Below are 16930 nucleotides of genomic sequence, written 5' to 3'. Positions count from 1 at the left end.
CTACCCACCCCTGGGAGAGTCGCAACCTATCTTAAGGCTTATGGTATCTTTTAGTTATATTGGTTCATTAATTGGACGAAAGTCTCGCCCTTAGCCCAGGCCCTCAACAAGTCGGTTGTCTGGTCAATTTTCTGTTCTATTAAAGCGCGGTCATCTGTATCGAAACGTTGTAGAACATGGTCCACAACCTTGCGTCCATATTGAGGTCGGCCAATGCCAATCTTGACCCGCTTGAAATCTTGGGTCCCTAGCATTTCGATAATGCTCTTCACCCCATTGTGGCCACCCGCACTACCTGACTGGCGTAGACGCAACTTACCAGGCTCCAAATCCAAGTCATCATAAACCACCACAAGCTCGTCAGGGCTAATATTATAATAGGACATAAGAGGCAAGACAGCTTCACCCGATAGGTTCATAAAGGTATAGGGTTTGACCAAGAGCACCTTTTCGTCTCCCACTCGCCAAATAGTATAATCGGCACGAAATTTTTGGTCGGTCAATTTCAAACCTTCTTGACGCGCCAAAGCATCAATGACATCAAAACCCACATTATGGCGCGTCCCCTGATACTTATCACCAGGGTTCCCTAATCCAACGATTAACTTCATCCTGCTCCCTCCTCTGCATTTTCTATTATAACACATGTTTGGAGCATGTCACTAACAGAAAGATTCACGAGGCGAACTGTATTATTCGCCACAATAAACTGTACTACTCAAAAAATTTCCTCTTCACATTTTTGAAAAGAGTGGTATAATATAGCCAAGTGATAGAAAGGAGATATTCACTATGAAACAACCAAAGAACAAGATTATTTTAGTCGGTGATGGCGCAGTCGGATCTAGCTTTGCTTTCTCTCTCGTTAACCAAAACATCGGCCGTGAACTCGGCATCATTGATATCAACAAGGACAAGACAGTCGGGGATGCTTTAGACCTCTCTCACGCCTTAGCCTTCACTTCACCTAAGGAAATTTACTCTGCTGAATACAGCGACTGCGGTGACGCAGATATCGTCGTATTAACAGCTGGCGCAGCACAAAAACCAGGTGAAACTCGCTTGGATCTCGTTCATAAAAACTTAAGCATCTACAAATCAGTTATTAAACAAATCGTAGACTCTGGTTTTAACGGCATTTTCTTGGTTGCTGCCAACCCAGTGGATATCTTAACTTATGCAACCTGGAAGTTCTCCGGTTTCCCTAAAGAGCGCGTTATCGGTTCTGGGACTACCTTAGACACCGCTCGTTTCCGTCAAGAAATCGCACAACTTATCGGTGTTGATGCGCGTAACGTCCACGGTTACATCTTAGGTGAACACGGGGATACTGAATTCCCTGTTTGGTCTCACGCTAACGTGGGTGGCTTGACTATCTATGAATGGGTCAAAAACCACCCAGACACTGACGAGCAAGCCTTAGTTGAAATGTTCTTCAAGGTTCGTGACGCAGCTTACGAAATCATCTCTAAAAAAGGCGCAACCTACTACGGGATTGCTGTTACCTTGGCTCGTATCTGCCGTGCTATCTTAGACGATGAAAAGGCAATCTTCCCTCTCTCTGTCTACTTAGACGGTGAGTATGGTCAATCAGACCTCTACATCGGGGCGCCAGCTATCTTGGGTCGCGAAGGGGTTGTTTCTGTCATTGAAATCCCACTTAACGACTCTGAGTTGGACAAGATGAATGCTTCTGCAAGCACCCTCAAAGCAGTGACTGCCGATGGTTTTGCTCGCTTAGAAGAAAACTAATCTCCCTATCAAATCGATTATCTGCACCTGGCTCTTCGCCAGGTGCTTTTTTAGGCTTAATGAAGCCATAAAAAAAGAAGCCAAGACCGCAGTCTTGGCTGTTTGAGCTTATTTTTTGTTTTGGTTACGTAAGGTCAAGCTCAAGAGGAAGGCCCCTAAGAAGCTGGCACCAACCCAAATCGCTAAATAGAGCAATGGATTCGTTACACCACCCGCTAACATAGCGAAGACCCCGCCGTGTGGCACCTTGCTGACGATACCAAAGAGCATGCTTAAGGCACCCGCTACACCGGCAGAAACTGCCAATGGAGGAATAACCTTCAATGGGTTGGCTGCAGCAAATGGAATAGCCCCTTCCGTGATGAAGGCTGCACCCATGACATAGTTAACTAGAGCTGAGTTACGTTCTTCTTCTGGCCAGAGGTTTTTGTTGAGGGTTGCTGCCAAGGCAATCGCCAACGGTGGCACCATCCCACCAACCATAACGGCTGCCATAACGTTTGAACCTGCGCCTGCTGATTGTGTCACTAAGGCAGTCCCTGTAACGTAAGCGGCCTTGTTAATTGGACCACCCATATCAATTGACATCATGGCACCGACTAAGAAACCTAAGACTAAGGCTGAACCTGTGCTCATACCGTTGAGGAAGTCTTGCAATCCTTGCATAACAGCCCCCATTGGGCCGTTCACAACGAAGAGCATGAGGAAGGACATAATCAGGACCCCAAAAACTGGGAAGAGGAAGATTGGTTTCAAACCTTCAAGTGATTTTGGTAGCCAAGCAAAGGCTAGACGGAGGACATAGATAATCCCACCAGCCAAGAAGCCGGCTACTAAGGCGCCTAAGAAACCTGACGGAATGCTTTTCTCAAAGAGACCTACCGCTCCAAAGTCAGACAAGACAGATGGATTAGCTAAAATCCCACCCATAAAACCAACAACCAAACCAGGACGGTCAGCAATTGAATGACCGATAAAACCAGCTAACATTGGCAACATCATAGCAAAAGCTAGTTTACCTGTTACAAAGAGGAATTGCGCTATTTGATTATAGCTAGCATCTTCAGGGTTAAAGGAATTAATCCCCCAGAAGAAGGACAAGGCAATTAAAATCCCACCAGATACCACAAACGGCAACATATGAGAAACCCCGTTCATTAAGTGCTTGTAGAATTGACGACCAATGGATTCTTTACCGACTTCAAGATCTGCGGCGCCAGCACCTTCTGCTGCGTGGTAGATTGGCGCCTCTGCTTTTGCCGCTTTAGCTACTAATTCATCAGCTTTGTGGATACCATCTGCTACTTTAGTGACAATGACTGGTTTGCCATCAAAGCGCGCCATTTCAACTTGCTTATCCGCTGCTACGATAATGGCTGTCGCCTTTTTGATGTCGTCAGCAGTCAAACGGTTGCCGACACCGGCCTGCCCGTTGGTTTCAACTTTAATCTTGATACCTGCGGCTTTCCCGGCTTGTTTGAGCTTTTCTTCTGCCATAAAAGTATGGGCAATCCCAGTTGGGCAAGCTGTTACGGCCAAGACATAGACATCTTCTTGCACAGGACTTACTGGCTCAGCCGCAGGAGCTTGGGCTGTTTCTTCTGCTTCAGCTGCGGTAAAAACTGCCACTACTTCTTCAGGGGTTTTTGCGGCTGCTAAAGCTGCTTTAGTTGCTGGTTGCATGAGGACAGAAGATAATTTAGCTAAGGCTTGCAAGTGCTCGCCACCACCACCTGCAGGTGCTGCAATCATGAAGACAAATTTGGCAGCTTGGCCATCAAAGCTCTCCCAGTCAATCCCTGCGTCACTACGCCCAAAGACGATAGCTGCTGATTTGATTGATTCATGTTGGGCATGAGGAATGGCAATCTCGTCACCAACACCCGTTGTTGATTGGGCTTCGCGGGCTTCTAAAGCAGCTACGTAAGCGTCAACGTCGGAGACGCCACCTGCTTGGTGGAAGCGCTCTGCCAAATACTTAAGCGTTGATGGCTTATCTGTTGTACTCAATTGGAGGTCCATAGCCTCTTTAACAAATAATTCTGATAATTTCACTTTCTATTTCTCCTTTGAATTTCCTAGGCTAATGCGCGACAACATGAATTTGATTTACTAGGTCATCAATCAATTGACGTTCAGCTATCCAAACCGAATAGGCTGTCGCACTCCCGGTAGCAGCACCACGTTTTAGAGATTGAGCAAAATCGCCTGTCTCCAAGTAGGTGGCCACAAAACCTGCCAACATAGAATCGCCTGCCCCGACTGAGTTAACCACTCTTCCCTTAGGGATATCTGAGCTAAAGACTTGGCCATCCTCAGTTAGAAGTAAGGCGCCCTCACCACCGCGAGATACAATAATGTGACGTGCTCCTAATTCCTGAAGTTTCTTGGCATAATGGATTATTTCTGCCTCATCCTTCAAGCTAACCCCAAAAATCTCACCTAATTCATGATGATTAGGCTTGATGACAAAAGGTCGATAAGGCAAGCATTCGGTTAAGAGTTGCTTGTTGGTATCCAGCACAAATTTTGCGCCCCGCTCTTGGCAGAGTTTGGCGATAGCAATATAGGCCTTGACGTCAAGTCCAGGAGCCGCATTCCCTGCTAAGAAGACCACATCATCTGAGCTTAAGTCTCGCTCAAAAATTGCCAATAATTCCGCAAACTTTTCCGGACTCACTTGGGGGCCTGCAGCATTGATTTCTGTCTCTTCTTGAGACTTGACTTTGACATTAACCCGCGTAATGCCATCCACTTCAACAAAAAGTGGTTTGACACCTTCTTGAATGAGGGTGTCTTTGATATATTGACCGGTAAATCCACCTACGAATCCAGTCGCGTAGTTGACATGCCCTAAGCGCTGTAAGACAAGGGATGCGTTGATTCCCTTACCTCCGGCAACATAGGCCTCTCCCTTGGATCGATTCAACTCTCCTAGCTGACATTGGTCAACCTGGATGACGAGATCGACGGCAGGGTTAAAGGTAATCGTATAAATCACGAAATTTAACACTCCTTCACTGTCGTGACTTGCACAAGAGGTGCCCGTTGCCCCTCTGTTAAGGCATGAGTGATAAGAATCGCCTCTTCCAAATTGGCGACATGACAGAAACTGACCCGTCCCATCTTGGAAGCATCCGCCAAAACATAGACTTGGTTGGCCTGCTGCATGGCTTGTTGCTTAAGGGCTGCCTCCTCCTGGTCTGGCGTCGTATAGCCCCATTCCGCATCCACCCCGTTCATGCCCATAAAAACATGGTCAAAACGATAGCGTGCTAATTGAGCCTGAGCTTGCGCTCCAATTATGGCCCGCGTCTTGGGCTTAACTTGGCCACCTAACAAGATGACGGACTCGCCATAGTCACACAGCAAGTCAGCTTGACTGAGTCCATTGGTAACCACCGTCACACCCTGCCCAACCAAATGCGGTATCATAGCCAAGGTCGTGGTACCTGCGTCTAGGTAGATGACCTGGCCTGCTGTCACCTGTGCGGCTGCTGTCTCAGCAATAAGGGCCTTGTCACTACTGTTCCGCCCTAGCTTTTCCTTATAGCTAGATTCGCGATCCAAATGATAGACGCGTTTGGCACCGCCACGAACTCGCACCAGGCGTCCTGCTTCTTCCAACTGAGATAAATCCCGCCGTATAGTGGACTCTGATACTGATAGCTTGGCCATCAAATCTTGTAGGCTGACAACATGCGCTTGCTCTAGTTCTGATAGAATTAGTTGATGTCGCATTTGAGTTAACACTCTTATCACCTCACACCCAGATTATACACCGCTTTCGGTCACCTTTCAAGCGTTTTCTGTCATTTTCAATCATAAACCGGTCATTTTCATTCAAATGCAAATTTGCCGGCACCTCAATTTGGTATAATTTTTTGCTTTCAGAAAACACTCTTGCTCTCTCCCAAAACTTTAGAAAGATTTGAGATTTGCTTGAGAGATATTTGAAATTCACTTGATAAGCTATAGATAAGAAATAAGCAAAGGAGTAAGATCATGGAAGATATCTTAGTCATTCAAAATCTTAGTAAGCATTACGGCGACCAAGTGGCTTTGGACTCGCTCAGCCTCAAGCTAAAGAAAGGAGAAATCTATGGCCTAATCGGTCAAAACGGAGCGGGTAAAAGCACCTTAATCAAATTAATTACCCAAATAATCGCACCAAGTCAAGGCACCGTCTCCATTTTGGGCTCACGCACCCCTAAAGAGTGGACTAGTTCCCTCCACCATGTAGGTTCTGTCATTGAAACACCTGTGGCACACCAGCATCTATCTGCCTACGACAATCTCCGTTTTTACTGCCTGGATCGTGGCATCAAAAAACCGGACAATCTGATTAAGGAGACCTTGGACTATGTCGGCTTAAGTCAAACTGGTGCCAAAAAATTTCGGGATTTCTCTCTGGGAATGAAACAACGTCTGGGTATCGCCATCGCTATCCTGTCTCGACCTGATTTGCTAATCTTAGATGAACCAATCAATGGTCTCGATCCTGTCGGCATTCAAGAATTTCGTGAGATGGTCCTCCGCCTTAACCGTGAATTAGGCATGACCCTGATTATTTCAAGCCATATCTTGTCAGAATTATATTTGGTGGCTAGTCGCTTTGGCTTCATTCATCAAGGACGGCTCATCCAAGAGCTTTCCAAGGATGACTTCGACCGCGAAAGTGGCGACTATATTATCCTCCAGTCCCAAAAGACTCAAATGGCTAAGGACTTCGTTCAAAAACAGCTAGGCTTTAGACTTAAACCGAGCCATCAGACCGACCAATTGCAGTTAATCGGCAAAGCAGAGGATATACCAGAACTGGCTAAGGCCTTGGTTTTAGCTGACATTCCAATCAGTGCGCTCTACTACGCTCATAAAGATTTAGAGCGATACTTTACCGATTTAATTCAAGTTCAAGGAGGAAAACAGTTTGCTTAATAGTATCAAAGCCGATTATTATCGTCTAGTCCGCTCCGTCGGATTTTGGGGCATCCAAGTCTTCTGTGTCCTGGGTATTCTGCTAGCCATTTTTACTTCGCGAGTTACTACTTCTAGTTCTGGCTTCTTCTTCGCCATGGATGCCGTGTCTTATAACATAGGCCTACTTTTTATCGCCTGCAATGTGGTGACCACCCTACTCTTAGGAGTCGACCTTAACAACAAACTCTACCATAATAATCTGACTACCGGTAAAACCCGTGGCCAGTATTACCTAGCTAAGTCTCTGACCATTGCTAGTCTTATTCTCTTACAATTTTTCCTTCTCTACGCAGCAGGTTACGTCATCGAATTCTTACGGTCAGGGGGCCAGATGGGGAGTCTACCAGCAGATTTTTGGCCTAAGTTTCTGATTACCTTCCTGATTCAGTGTCTTTGTACCTATGCTTGGTTCTGCGTTACCAGCTTCGTCCTCTTCCTGACCCGCAACTACAGTATGGTCTTTATTGTCTACTTTACCGTTTTTATTTTCTTGAAAATCCCTGGCGAATTGATTGACCCAAATAATGATTGGTTTAAGGCCATTGTCATGGAATTTGTCTATGAGAGTACAGCTAGCTTTAGTATGACTAGCAAAACCGCTATATTCGCCTTTGCCTTAAGTCTCATCTTCACTCTCGCCGGCATCTATACCTTCAAGCGCCGCGACCTCTAAATCTTATCTTCATAAAAAAGTCCCCCTATGTCATCAGACACAGGGGGACTTTTTTGGACTACAGAAAAAGGGCCTCCGGAGAGACCCTTTTGGAAAGGCATATTAAGCTTAGAATTAAGCTAAGACTTTAGATACCACACCGGCACCTACAGTACGGCCACCTTCACGAATAGAGAACTTAGTCCCTTCTTCGATCGCGATTGGGTGGATCAATTCAACAACCATTTGTACGTTGTCGCCTGGCATAACCATTTCAGTACCTTCTGGTAAAGTAACAACACCAGTTACGTCAGTTGTACGGAAGTAGAATTGTGGACGGTAGTTAGAGAAGAATGGAGTGTGACGACCACCTTCTTCTTTAGACAATACGTACACTTCAGCTTCGAACTTAGTGTGTGGAGTGATTGAACCTGGTTTAGATAATACTTGACCACGTTGGATTTGGTCACGAGTTACACCACGTAACAAGGTACCAACGTTGTCCCCAGCTTCAGCGTAATCCAATAACTTACGGAACATTTCAACACCGGTAACGGTAGTCTTAGAAGTTTCTTCTTCGATACCAACGATTTCAACTTCGTCACCAACGCGAACTTGACCACGTTCAACACGACCAGTTGCAACAGTACCACGACCAGTGATAGAGAATACGTCTTCGACTGGCATCATGAATGGCTTGTCAGTGTCACGTTCTGGTTCTGGAATGTAAGCATCAACTTGTTCCATCAATTCTAAAACTTTAGCTTCGTAGTTAGCGTCGCCTTCTAAAGCTTTCAAAGCTGAACCAGCGATAACTGGAGTGTCGTCGCCTGGGAAGTCGTATTCAGACAAGAGGTCACGAACTTCCATTTCAACTAATTCGAGCAATTCTTCGTCGTCAACCATGTCAACTTTGTTCAAGAATACTACGATGTAAGGAACACCAACTTGACGAGACAAGAGGATGTGTTCACGAGTTTGTGGCATTGGGCCGTCAGCAGCAGATACAACGAGGATCGCGCCGTCCATTTGAGCAGCACCAGTGATCATGTTTTTAACGTAGTCCGCGTGACCTGGGCAGTCAACGTGAGCGTAGTGACGGTTAGCTGTTTCGTACTCGATGTGAGAAGTGTTGATTGTGATCCCACGTTCTTTTTCTTCTGGAGCGTTATCGATTTGGTCGTATGAACGAGCTTCACCGAAACCTTGTTTAGCTAATACAGTTGCGATTGCAGCTGATAAGGTAGTTTTACCATGGTCAACGTGACCAATTGTACCAATGTTTACGTGTGGTTTAGAACGGTCAAATTTTTGTTTTGCCATTTTAATTTCTGCCTCCTAAAAATAGTTGAGTTTGTTTTATAGATTTCAATTAAATCTATCAGTAGTATTATACCTAGAAATGGGGCAAAATTCAAGATTTTGCACCATTTTCTAGGCTTTGAGAATAACGCTTATTCGTTATTCCAAGCAAGTCCTATCAGATTAGTCTTCTGACTTGCCGCCGTATTTCTTGATGATTTCTTCTGCGATTGACTTCGGCACATCTTCATAGTGGTCGAAGGTCATAGAGAAGGTACCACGCCCTTGAGTTGCAGAACGCAAGGTAGTTGCGTAACCGAACATTTCAGACAATGGAATCATACCTTTAACGATTTGAGCGTTACCGCGCACTTCAGAACCTTCAACGCGACCGCGACGAGAGTTCACGTGACCCATAACGTCCCCGAAGTATTCTTCAGGTACAGTGATTTCAACTGCCATCATAGGTTCCAAGATGCTTGGGTTAGCTTTCTTAGCAGCTGCACGGAGTGCTAAGGACGCCGCTACCTTAAAGGCAGTTTCAGAAGAGTCGACATCGTGGTAAGAACCATCGTAAAGCTTAGCTTTGATGTCTACCATTGGGAAGCCTGCGAGGACACCATTTTCCATAGCGTCTTTCAAACCAGCTTCAACCGCTGGGATGTATTCACGAGGAACCACACCACCGACGATTGCGTTTTCGAATTCGAAACCAGCACCTTCTTCGTTTGGTGTAAATTCGATCCATACGTGACCGTATTGACCTTTACCACCAGACTGGCGAACGAACTTACCTTCTGCTTGAGTTGCAGCACGGAAGGTTTCACGGTAAGAAACTTGTGGTGCACCCACGTTAGCTTCTACCTTGAATTCACGACGCATACGGTCAACGATGATATCCAAGTGTAACTCACCCATACCTGCGATAACTGTTTCGCCAGTTTCTTGGTTAGTGTAAGCACGGAAGGTTGGGTCTTCTTCAGCCAATTTTTGTAAGGCTACACCCATCTTATCTTGGTCAGCTTTTGATTTAGGCTCAATCGCTACTTCGATAACTGGTTCTGGGAATTCCATAGACTCGAGGATTACTTCATTCTTCTCGTCACAGAGAGTGTCCCCAGTAGTAGTGTCTTTCAAACCAACAGCTGCTGCGATATCCCCAGAGAATACTTCAGGAATTTCTTGACGGTGGTTGGCGTGCATTTGTAAGATACGGCCGACACGTTCACGTTTGCCTTTAGTAGCGTTTTGAACGTAAGAACCGGATTGTAAAGTACCAGAGTAAACACGGAAGAAGGTTAAACGACCTACGAATGGGTCAGTCATAACTTTGAAGGCCAAAGCAGAGAATGGCTCTTCATCGCTTGCATGACGTTCTACTTCAGCGTCAGTATCAGGGTCAATCCCTTTGATAGCTGGAACGTCTAATGGAGATGGAAGGTAGTCGATAACCCCATCCAACATTAATTGAACCCCTTTGTTCTTGAAGGCAGAACCACAGAATACTGGGTAGAAGTCCGCTGCAACAGTTGCTTTACGGATTGCTGCTTTCAAGGTAGGTACGTCGATTTCTTCGCCTTCCAAGTAAGCCATCATGAGTTCTTCGTCAGTTTCAGCAACTGCTTCAACTAACTTAGTACGCCATTCTTCAGCTAAATCTTGTAAGTCACCTGGGATTTCGATTTCTTCAATGTCAGTCCCTAAGTCGTTAGTGTAGTTGTAGGCTTTCATTTCCACTAAGTCAATGATACCTGAGAACTCATCTTCAGCACCAATTGGTAATTGAACTGGATGAGCGTTTGCTTGTAAGCGTTCGTGCAAGGTTCTTACAGAGTATAAGAAGTCCGCACCAATCTTGTCCATCTTGTTGATGAAGACCAAGCGAGGAACACCGTAAGTGGTAGCTTGACGCCATACGGTTTCAGTTTGAGGTTCTACCCCAGACTGAGCATCCAATAAGGCAACGGCACCATCAAGAACCCGGAGAGAACGTTCTACTTCGACAGTGAAGTCCACGTGCCCTGGTGTGTCGATGATGTTAATCCGGTGGTTAGCCCATTGCGCAGTAGTTGCGGCAGAGGTGATGGTAATCCCACGTTCTTGTTCTTGCTCCATCCAGTCCATTTGGGAAGCCCCTTCGTGGGTTTCACCAATTTTGTGGATACGGCCGGTATAGTACAAGACACGTTCAGTCGTGGTGGTTTTACCAGCATCGATGTGGGCCATGATACCAATATTACGAGTTTTCTCTAGCGAAAATTCTCTTTTTGCCATCTTTTTGTTTTACCCCTTTTCAGTTGTTTTGAGAGTGTGCATAGTAGTCAAAAACCACTAGCTTATAACAGCTAGTGATATGACTGAAAATCTTACCAACGGTAATGAGCGAATGCTTTGTTGGCTTCTGCCATTTTATGCATGTCTTCGCGTTTCTTAACTGATGCACCAGTGTTGTTAGCTGCATCCATGATTTCACGCGCTAAACGTAATTCCATGGTCTTTTCACCACGTAAGCGAGAGTAGCTTACCAACCAACGGATGGCTAAGGTGTAACGACGTTCTGGACGTACTTCAACTGGTACTTGGTAGTTAGAACCCCCTACACGGCGAGCTTTAACTTCTAATAATGGCATGATGTTTTCGATTGCTTGTTCGAAAACTTCCATTGGGTCTTGACCGGTTTGTTCGCGCACGATATCGAAAGCAGCATATAAGATAGTAGCAGCTTTACCGCGTTTACCATCGAGCATTAAACGGTTAATTGTGCGAGTAACTAATTTTGAATTGTAGAGTGGATCTGGCAAAACTTCGCGTTTTGCGATTGCACCTTTACGAGGCATTCAAAATCCTCCTTTCTGAATGTTTAATGATGAGGCTCTTAGCCTTTAGGACGTTTGGTACCGTATTTAGAACGGCCTTGTTTACGATCGTTAACACCAGCAGTGTCAAGCGCACCACGAACGATGTGGTAACGTACCCCTGGTAAGTCTTTTACACGACCACCGCGGATTAAAACAACGCTGTGTTCTTGTAAGTTGTGACCGATCCCTGGGATGTAAGCTGTCACTTCCATCAAGTTAGACAAACGTACACGGGCATATTTACGTAAAGCTGAGTTAGGTTTCTTCGGTGTCATGGTACCCACACGAGTACATACCCCACGTTTTTGTGGAGAGTTGTTGTCCGTTTGGGTCTTCTTGAAACTGTTGTACCCTTTGTTTAATGCAGGTGAGTTTGACTTAACGACTTTGGTTTTACGAGGTTTATTAACTAATTGGTTAATAGTTGGCATCCAAGCTCCTCCTCCCTTTGCTTTAATCTAGTCCACACATCCAAGTGTGCCATTTTTATGGAAAAATAATAATGTTGCTTCTATACCAGTCAGCACGACTGAATTTCAGGAATCTCGTATAAAAACACCTCTACTAATGTACCAATAAAATTCTCTTTCGTCAAGGGGGTATGGAGACTTTTTTGCGATTGGCTCGAATTTTTGAGCAGTTCTGTTAGCAGTTCTGTTAAAAGTAAAAGGCCCTACTAGAGAGCAGGGCTTCTTATGTCCTTATTTCTTAACTAAGCGATAGCTTTCCGCTAACAAACTGGTCAGCTGATTCCAATCCGTCTGTGCATCTAGCAGAACACTAAACCAATGTTTCTTGTTCATATGATAGGCAGGGAAATAGCGGCAATTATCGATGCGCTCAAGAATTTGGTCGGGCTGGCCCTTAAGATTAAGCACCAGCACCTGGTCAGACCGCGAACTCGTTTTATCTAGCCGACAATAGTCGACCGGCAAAAAGATACCAAATAGCTTATCGACCGTCGGCAGCTTGAAGCCTATTATTTCCGGATGGCGCTTAAAGGGATGGGCTGGTGCCAGCCCGTAAGTCGCCTTCACATGCTCCACCAATCGCTCTACTAGCGGATTGTCTTGAATCTGCTGGCCTAAAATCCGATTGAGAATATCATCCACTTGCTGGCGTAGGGCTGTTACCAGCGCCCCACTGGCACTGGCTACCTCAAACAAGGTGTAGGGTTCCTCCATGGCCAAATCATAGACCACCAGTTCTAGCTCCTGGTCTGACATAGTCATTCGAAGCTCAAATTCCCCTTCGGCCAAGACATGGCGCGCCTGGCCATTTTCAAAACCCCATTCTGCTAGTGTGGCCTGGCTCAAAGGCTGACCTAGTTTTATCTTCATTTGTCAACCTCCTCTCTCAATGCTAACAACTTGCTGGCAACTGCCTGCCAACGTTCCCAGTCGCCCGGCACAAGTTTGGCCTGCCATTGCTCCAACTGGTCTGGCGCAAGCCAAACCCAGGCCTGATTTTCCTCTGGGTCCAAAACAAGGGCGGGCGCCAGATCCGCTAAAACAACTCCGTAAATATCTAGCCACCAATTATCATAGCGATAGTCTTCCAACCAGACCAAGTCATGGGGCGACACCTTAATCCCTGTCTCCTCCCACAACTCGCGACAAGCAGCAAGTTCCGAGCTTTCGCCTGCCAAAACTGAGCCATTGGCGCCAAATTCCCAATAATCAGGATAATGGGCCTTACCATGACTACGCTGGGTCAGTAGAATCTGACCCTTTGCATCCATTACCAAAACGCGCGCCACCAGATGATAATGACCTGGTGGGATGAGGGCTTCTTGCCCCCTCAAATGTCTGATGCCAGTCAATTGCTTATTGACATCGACTAGTTCCCATACTTCTGGCATCCGACTAGTCCTTATCGGCATTGACCGCATCATACTGCGAGTCACGTTGGAACTTAGCTACTACATAAGAGCATTCTGCCTTAATCTTTTTGCCTTCAGCCTTCATAGCCGCTACTAAGGTGTCCAAGAGTTCTTGGGCGACACCCTGGCCACGCAAACTATCGTCCACAAAAGTATGGTCGGCAATGACTACCTTGGGATCTTCTGTCGGCCGATAAGTAATCTCAGCCACGACCTCTCCTGCTGCATTATAGCCTTCAAATCCTCTTTCTGTTCTTACAAATTCCATTCTTTCTCCTCCTTATTTTTCCCAATATATCATATATGATATATTGGTCTTTTTCTGTCTGGATTTTTCGAGCCAGTAAATCAGCCTAAGCTCGCCTCTGGCAAGCGATAAACTACCTGGAACTCTTCGAAAACCAGTTCCTGTTCAGGGGTAAAAACCTGATTGACTAAGCGAAATTCTGCTTCAAAGAAAGACCAATGGGCCTGGCGCCAATATTCTAGGCTAAGGTCGCCCTCTCCTTCTTTTCTAGCCCAAGCTTCGGTCACTTCTTCATAGGGCATGGTGACCACCCCCGTGGTCTGAATGACACATTGAGCCTGGTTACGGCTATTCAGAATCACGCTATAGCTTCCAACTTCCGGCAGGGGCTCATCCTCTACCTCATAGAGCAATTTGGCTGAGCAGGTGGCCGTCTTCTTGCCCGCCATGACCAGCTGAGCCAAGGGGTCCGCAATGACACTGCCCGGTCCACCGAAACTAAAAGCCTCATAGGGCGTATCCTTTGCCAGCCCCTGACGCCTACAAAAATCCTGCCACATGACTTCACTGCGCATCTCGCTCGCCTCCCGACCTTTTTCTTTTATTATAGCATCTTTTGCCAAATTCGCCTCTCACAAAAACTGAAGACTCTTTAATTAGTGCTGATTTCTTCACTTTTGGCCCCTACATAAAAAAGACTGGAAAATCAATTCCAGTCTCCTCAAATCTTATGAATGGTGGCGCATAGTTGGGAAGAGGAGGACGTCGCGGATAGCAGTAGCGCCCGTGAAGAGCATTACCAGACGGTCAATCCCTAAGCCCCAACCACCAGTTGGAGGCATCCCATATTCCAGCGCTTCAATGAACTCATCATCCATTGGTTGAGCTTCATCGTTCCCTTTGTTCTTTTCTTCCATTTGCGCTTCAAAACGCTGACGTTGATCAATTGGATCGCTCAACTCTGTGAAGGCGTTGGCGTATTCCTTACCTACAATGAAGAGCTCGAAACGGTCAGTGAAGCGTGGGTCTTCTTCGTTCTTACGTGCCAATGGTGATACTTCCACTGGGTGGCCGTAAACGAAGGTTGGTTGGATACACTTATCTTCACAGTGCTCTTCGAAGAAGGCATTGATGACATGCCCCACAGTAGTATCGTGGTCGTTGAGTTCTACACCATGCTCCTTAGCCAAAGCTTTGGCTTGGTCGAAGTCCATGGCTTGCCAGAAGTCCACACCTGTAACTTCTTTAATCAAGTCTACCATATGGCGACGAGCCCAAGGTTGACCTAACTCAATAGTGTGACCGTGATACTCCAAGCTAGTCTTGTTGAGGACACGCTCAGCTACCTTCTTCAGCATGCCTTCAATCAAGTCCATGACATCTGTATAAACTTGGTAAGCCGTATAACATTCGATAGTGGTAAATTCTGGGTTGTGGGTGGTATCAATCCCTTCATTACGGAAGATCCGCCCTAACTCATAAACCTTCTCAATCCCACCAACTACCAAGCGTTTGAGGTGCAACTCAGTCGCGATGCGGAGATAGAGCTCCATATCCAAGGCATTGTGGTGGGTTACGAATGGACGAGCGGTTGCCCCACCCGCGATGGTATGCAGAACTGGTGTTTCAACTTCCAAGTAACCTTGGTCGTCTAAGAAACGGCGGATTTCGCGCACAATCTTAGAACGCAAGATAAAGCGTTCGCGGCTTTCTTCGTTACTAATAAGGTCCAAGTAACGTTGGCGGTAACGTTGCTCTACATTGGTTAAGCCATGGTATTTATCTGGCAGAGGACGTAAGGCCTTGGTTAGGGGATGGAATTCTTGGGCGAAGACCGAAAGCTCACCTGTATTGGTCTTGAAGACATAGCCGACAACGCCGACAATGTCGCCCAAGTCTGCGGCCTTAAACCATTGGTAACTATCTTCACCTACTGAATCTTGGCGGACGTAAATTTGAATCTTGCCATCCATGTCTAAGAGATGGGCAAAACCAGCCTTACCCTTACCACGTTTGGAGACCATACGGCCTGCCACACGAACAGGGATTTTCTTTTCTTCTAAAGCTTCTTTGTCAACCTCACTGTATTCGTGCAAGATTTGGGCAGATAAATGGTCCCGGCTAAAGCCCGCCGCAAAAGGGTTTACGCCCGCTTCTGCCATTTGGGCCATTTTCTCACGACGAACCAAAAGCTGGTCGTTAAGTTCAGCCTGGACATCTTGATGTTGTTCAGTCATTTAATTTCCTCCTAATGCTGTCTTGACGGCTCTTATCAAAAAAGCCCATACGTCTTTATTGTACCTGAAAAAAGCCTAAATGTCATGACTTTTTCACCTAAGCAGACAAAAATAGCAGTAGACAAGCAAACCACCTAGCTTGCGGACCAATACGGGGGCATCCGATTGGCCTAGCAAGCTAGGTGGGCGTAAGAGAATAAGCCAATTAGTGAGTCTCTTCCAAGACATGGAGGGTCAGCCGGTCAAACTGGTGGGTATCATAACCAAATCGTACTAAGACCTGTTTGATTTGTTGATTAGCATCCAGGCAGAAATGACGGACTGACTGCTTGTCCAGCGAAATCACCTTCTGCATCCATTGCTGTTGGGATTGGCTGAGAACTGAGCGGGCGCCTTCATAGCGAGACCAGTCGCCAATATCGTTGGGCAAGTGGCCTTTTTCTAGGCACCAGAGGGCCGACAAAATATTGCGCATCATCAAGATGCATTGCATGCAGTAGTTAATCTCGCCTCGCATCATACCTCTGCATAAGGTATTGAGGTGGGCGTAGTACTTGGTCAAATAGTGGTCAATCATGGCCTGATTGACTGACAATTCCAAGGCCAAGGAAGATTGTCGCATCGGTTCAATCATGCCTTCCGGGTCCCAAATGACTTGAATTTGTTTGAACCAGATGCTTGGCTCAAGTTCTGAAGCATAATAGGCCAGCACTTTCAACTTGATAAAATGCTCAAAGTAAAAGGAGGCATTGACGTCATTTAGCTCTTCAATAAAGAGTAAATCAGGTGACCATGTCGCCAACCATTCATAGACCTGGCGCTTGGCTTTTTTGTCGATGACAATAAGACGGAGATCGATATCTGAGTAGGGATCGTCCTGACCTTGAAGCGTGTGGCCAGCTAGAAAAAAACCTCTTACCCAGGACTCCTGCTCCAAATCTCGACAAAGGGTACTTAGGAAAACAGCGCGTTGTTGAATCAGCTCTTTTGTTACCATGTGAGCACCTCCCTTTGCCTCTA

General features: G+C 46.2%; 17 protein-coding genes. 3 read left to right on the top strand and 14 right to left on the bottom strand.

What is annotated here, in order from left to right:
• Nucleotides 1-50 precede the first annotated feature (50 nt).
• Nucleotides 51-611 carry an aminoacyl-tRNA hydrolase gene (gene pth / locus V7R82_RS00495; protein WP_023392486.1) on the bottom strand — a complete coding sequence of 187 codons (561 nt, stop codon included), beginning with the start codon at nucleotides 609-611 and terminating at the stop codon, nucleotides 51-53.
• Between the two features lie 181 nt (nucleotides 612-792).
• On the opposite strand from pth, the gene V7R82_RS00490 reads away from it, so the two are divergent.
• A complete protein-coding gene (locus V7R82_RS00490) occupies nucleotides 793-1752 on the top strand; it encodes an L-lactate dehydrogenase (protein ID WP_023392487.1) in 960 nt (319 codons plus the stop codon).
• Between the two features lie 108 nt (nucleotides 1753-1860).
• Here the strand turns inward: V7R82_RS00490 and V7R82_RS00485 are convergent, their stop codons facing one another.
• Genes V7R82_RS00485 through V7R82_RS00475 form a run of 3 tightly spaced genes read right to left on the bottom strand, consistent with a single transcriptional unit; the run spans nucleotide 1861 to nucleotide 5493 of the window.
• Nucleotides 1861-3807, bottom strand: coding sequence for a fructose-specific PTS transporter subunit EIIC (locus tag V7R82_RS00485; protein WP_338542821.1), 1947 nt, complete (start codon nucleotides 3805-3807; stop codon nucleotides 1861-1863).
• Nucleotides 3808-3835: 28 nt separating this feature from the next.
• A complete protein-coding gene (gene pfkB / locus V7R82_RS00480; protein ID WP_291427537.1) occupies nucleotides 3836-4753 on the bottom strand; it encodes a 1-phosphofructokinase in 918 nt (305 codons plus the stop codon).
• 5 nt (nucleotides 4754-4758) lie between these two features.
• Complete coding sequence (locus V7R82_RS00475) at nucleotides 4759-5493, bottom strand: DeoR/GlpR family DNA-binding transcription regulator (RefSeq protein ID WP_338542818.1); 735 nt, start codon at nucleotides 5491-5493, stop codon at nucleotides 4759-4761.
• Nucleotides 5494-5757: 264 nt separating this feature from the next.
• Here V7R82_RS00475 and V7R82_RS00470 point away from each other — a divergent pair, with 264 nt between their 5' ends.
• Nucleotides 5758-6690 (top strand): ABC transporter ATP-binding protein, encoded by a 933-nt coding sequence (locus V7R82_RS00470; RefSeq protein ID WP_338542816.1) that lies wholly within the window; start codon nucleotides 5758-5760, stop codon nucleotides 6688-6690.
• Nucleotides 6683-7405, top strand: a complete 723-nt coding sequence (locus V7R82_RS00465) for a lantibiotic ABC transporter permease (RefSeq protein WP_338542814.1) — start codon at nucleotides 6683-6685, stop codon at nucleotides 7403-7405. Before V7R82_RS00470 ends, V7R82_RS00465 begins: the two co-directional genes overlap by 8 nt.
• Nucleotides 7406-7519: 114 nt before the next feature.
• Here the strand turns inward: V7R82_RS00465 and tuf are convergent, their stop codons facing one another.
• From tuf to V7R82_RS00415, 10 genes are all read right to left on the bottom strand, one after another.
• Complete coding sequence (gene tuf, locus V7R82_RS00460) at nucleotides 7520-8707, bottom strand: elongation factor Tu (protein WP_070756672.1); 1188 nt, start codon at nucleotides 8705-8707, stop codon at nucleotides 7520-7522.
• 162 nt (nucleotides 8708-8869) lie between these two features.
• Nucleotides 8870-10960, bottom strand: a complete 2091-nt coding sequence (gene fusA, locus V7R82_RS00455) for an elongation factor G (RefSeq protein ID WP_070756675.1) — start codon at nucleotides 10958-10960, stop codon at nucleotides 8870-8872.
• A gap of 92 nt (nucleotides 10961-11052) precedes the next feature.
• Nucleotides 11053-11523 carry a 30S ribosomal protein S7 gene (gene rpsG, locus V7R82_RS00450; RefSeq protein WP_023392495.1) on the bottom strand — a complete coding sequence of 157 codons (471 nt, stop codon included), beginning with the start codon at nucleotides 11521-11523 and terminating at the stop codon, nucleotides 11053-11055.
• Between the two features lie 38 nt (nucleotides 11524-11561).
• Nucleotides 11562-11975, bottom strand: coding sequence for a 30S ribosomal protein S12 (rpsL, locus tag V7R82_RS00445; RefSeq protein WP_070756678.1), 414 nt, complete (start codon nucleotides 11973-11975; stop codon nucleotides 11562-11564).
• A 270-nt stretch (nucleotides 11976-12245) separates the two neighbouring features.
• Nucleotides 12246-12884: an MmcQ/YjbR family DNA-binding protein gene (locus V7R82_RS00440; protein WP_338542810.1), complete on the bottom strand. Its 639-nt coding sequence runs from the start codon at nucleotides 12882-12884 to the stop codon at nucleotides 12246-12248.
• Nucleotides 12881-13405 (bottom strand): NUDIX hydrolase, encoded by a 525-nt coding sequence (locus V7R82_RS00435; RefSeq protein WP_338542808.1) that lies wholly within the window; start codon nucleotides 13403-13405, stop codon nucleotides 12881-12883. The genes V7R82_RS00440 and V7R82_RS00435 overlap by 4 nt, the downstream gene beginning before the upstream one ends.
• A gap of 4 nt (nucleotides 13406-13409) precedes the next feature.
• The gene (locus tag V7R82_RS00430; protein WP_291427531.1) at nucleotides 13410-13694 is read right to left on the bottom strand and encodes a GNAT family N-acetyltransferase; all 285 of its coding nucleotides are present in this window, start codon (nucleotides 13692-13694) and stop codon (nucleotides 13410-13412) included.
• Between the two features lie 80 nt (nucleotides 13695-13774).
• Complete coding sequence (locus tag V7R82_RS00425; protein WP_291427530.1) at nucleotides 13775-14248, bottom strand: ASCH domain-containing protein; 474 nt, start codon at nucleotides 14246-14248, stop codon at nucleotides 13775-13777.
• Between the two features lie 153 nt (nucleotides 14249-14401).
• On the bottom strand, nucleotides 14402-15910 hold the full coding sequence (gene lysS, locus V7R82_RS00420; protein WP_338542804.1) for a lysine--tRNA ligase: 1509 nt from the start codon (nucleotides 15908-15910) through the stop codon (nucleotides 14402-14404).
• Between the two features lie 205 nt (nucleotides 15911-16115).
• The gene (locus tag V7R82_RS00415; RefSeq protein WP_338542802.1) at nucleotides 16116-16907 is read right to left on the bottom strand and encodes a hypothetical protein; all 792 of its coding nucleotides are present in this window, start codon (nucleotides 16905-16907) and stop codon (nucleotides 16116-16118) included.
• Nucleotides 16908-16930: the final 23 nt, after the last annotated feature.

Source organism: Abiotrophia defectiva ATCC 49176, from assembly GCF_037041345.1.
Taxonomy (GTDB): domain Bacteria; phylum Bacillota; class Bacilli; order Lactobacillales; family Aerococcaceae; genus Abiotrophia.
This window is presented reverse-complemented; position numbering and strand designations above follow the sequence as displayed.

Bases quoted from the DNA above. Each gene is read 5' to 3' on its own strand.
- pth (WP_023392486.1), bottom strand. From the start codon at position 611: ATGAAGTTAATCGTTGGATTAGGGAACCCTGGTGATAAGTATCAGGGG.
- V7R82_RS00490 (WP_023392487.1), top strand. From the start codon at position 793: ATGAAACAACCAAAGAACAAGATTATTTTAGTCGGTGATGGCGCAGTC.
- V7R82_RS00475 (WP_338542818.1), bottom strand. From the start codon at position 5,493: ATGCGACATCAACTAATTCTATCAGAACTAGAGCAAGCGCATGTTGTC.
- V7R82_RS00470 (WP_338542816.1), top strand. From the start codon at position 5,758: ATGGAAGATATCTTAGTCATTCAAAATCTTAGTAAGCATTACGGCGAC.
- tuf (WP_070756672.1), bottom strand. From the start codon at position 8,707: ATGGCAAAACAAAAATTTGACCGTTCTAAACCACACGTAAACATTGGT.
- fusA (WP_070756675.1), bottom strand. From the start codon at position 10,960: ATGGCAAAAAGAGAATTTTCGCTAGAGAAAACTCGTAATATTGGTATC.
- rpsG (WP_023392495.1), bottom strand. From the start codon at position 11,523: ATGCCTCGTAAAGGTGCAATCGCAAAACGCGAAGTTTTGCCAGATCCA.
- rpsL (WP_070756678.1), bottom strand. From the start codon at position 11,975: ATGCCAACTATTAACCAATTAGTTAATAAACCTCGTAAAACCAAAGTC.
- V7R82_RS00440 (WP_338542810.1), bottom strand. From the start codon at position 12,884: ATGAAGATAAAACTAGGTCAGCCTTTGAGCCAGGCCACACTAGCAGAA.
- V7R82_RS00435 (WP_338542808.1), bottom strand. From the start codon at position 13,405: ATGCCAGAAGTATGGGAACTAGTCGATGTCAATAAGCAATTGACTGGC.
- V7R82_RS00430 (WP_291427531.1), bottom strand. From the start codon at position 13,694: ATGGAATTTGTAAGAACAGAAAGAGGATTTGAAGGCTATAATGCAGCA.
- V7R82_RS00425 (WP_291427530.1), bottom strand. From the start codon at position 14,248: ATGCGCAGTGAAGTCATGTGGCAGGATTTTTGTAGGCGTCAGGGGCTG.
- lysS (WP_338542804.1), bottom strand. From the start codon at position 15,910: ATGACTGAACAACATCAAGATGTCCAGGCTGAACTTAACGACCAGCTT.
- V7R82_RS00415 (WP_338542802.1), bottom strand. From the start codon at position 16,907: ATGGTAACAAAAGAGCTGATTCAACAACGCGCTGTTTTCCTAAGTACC.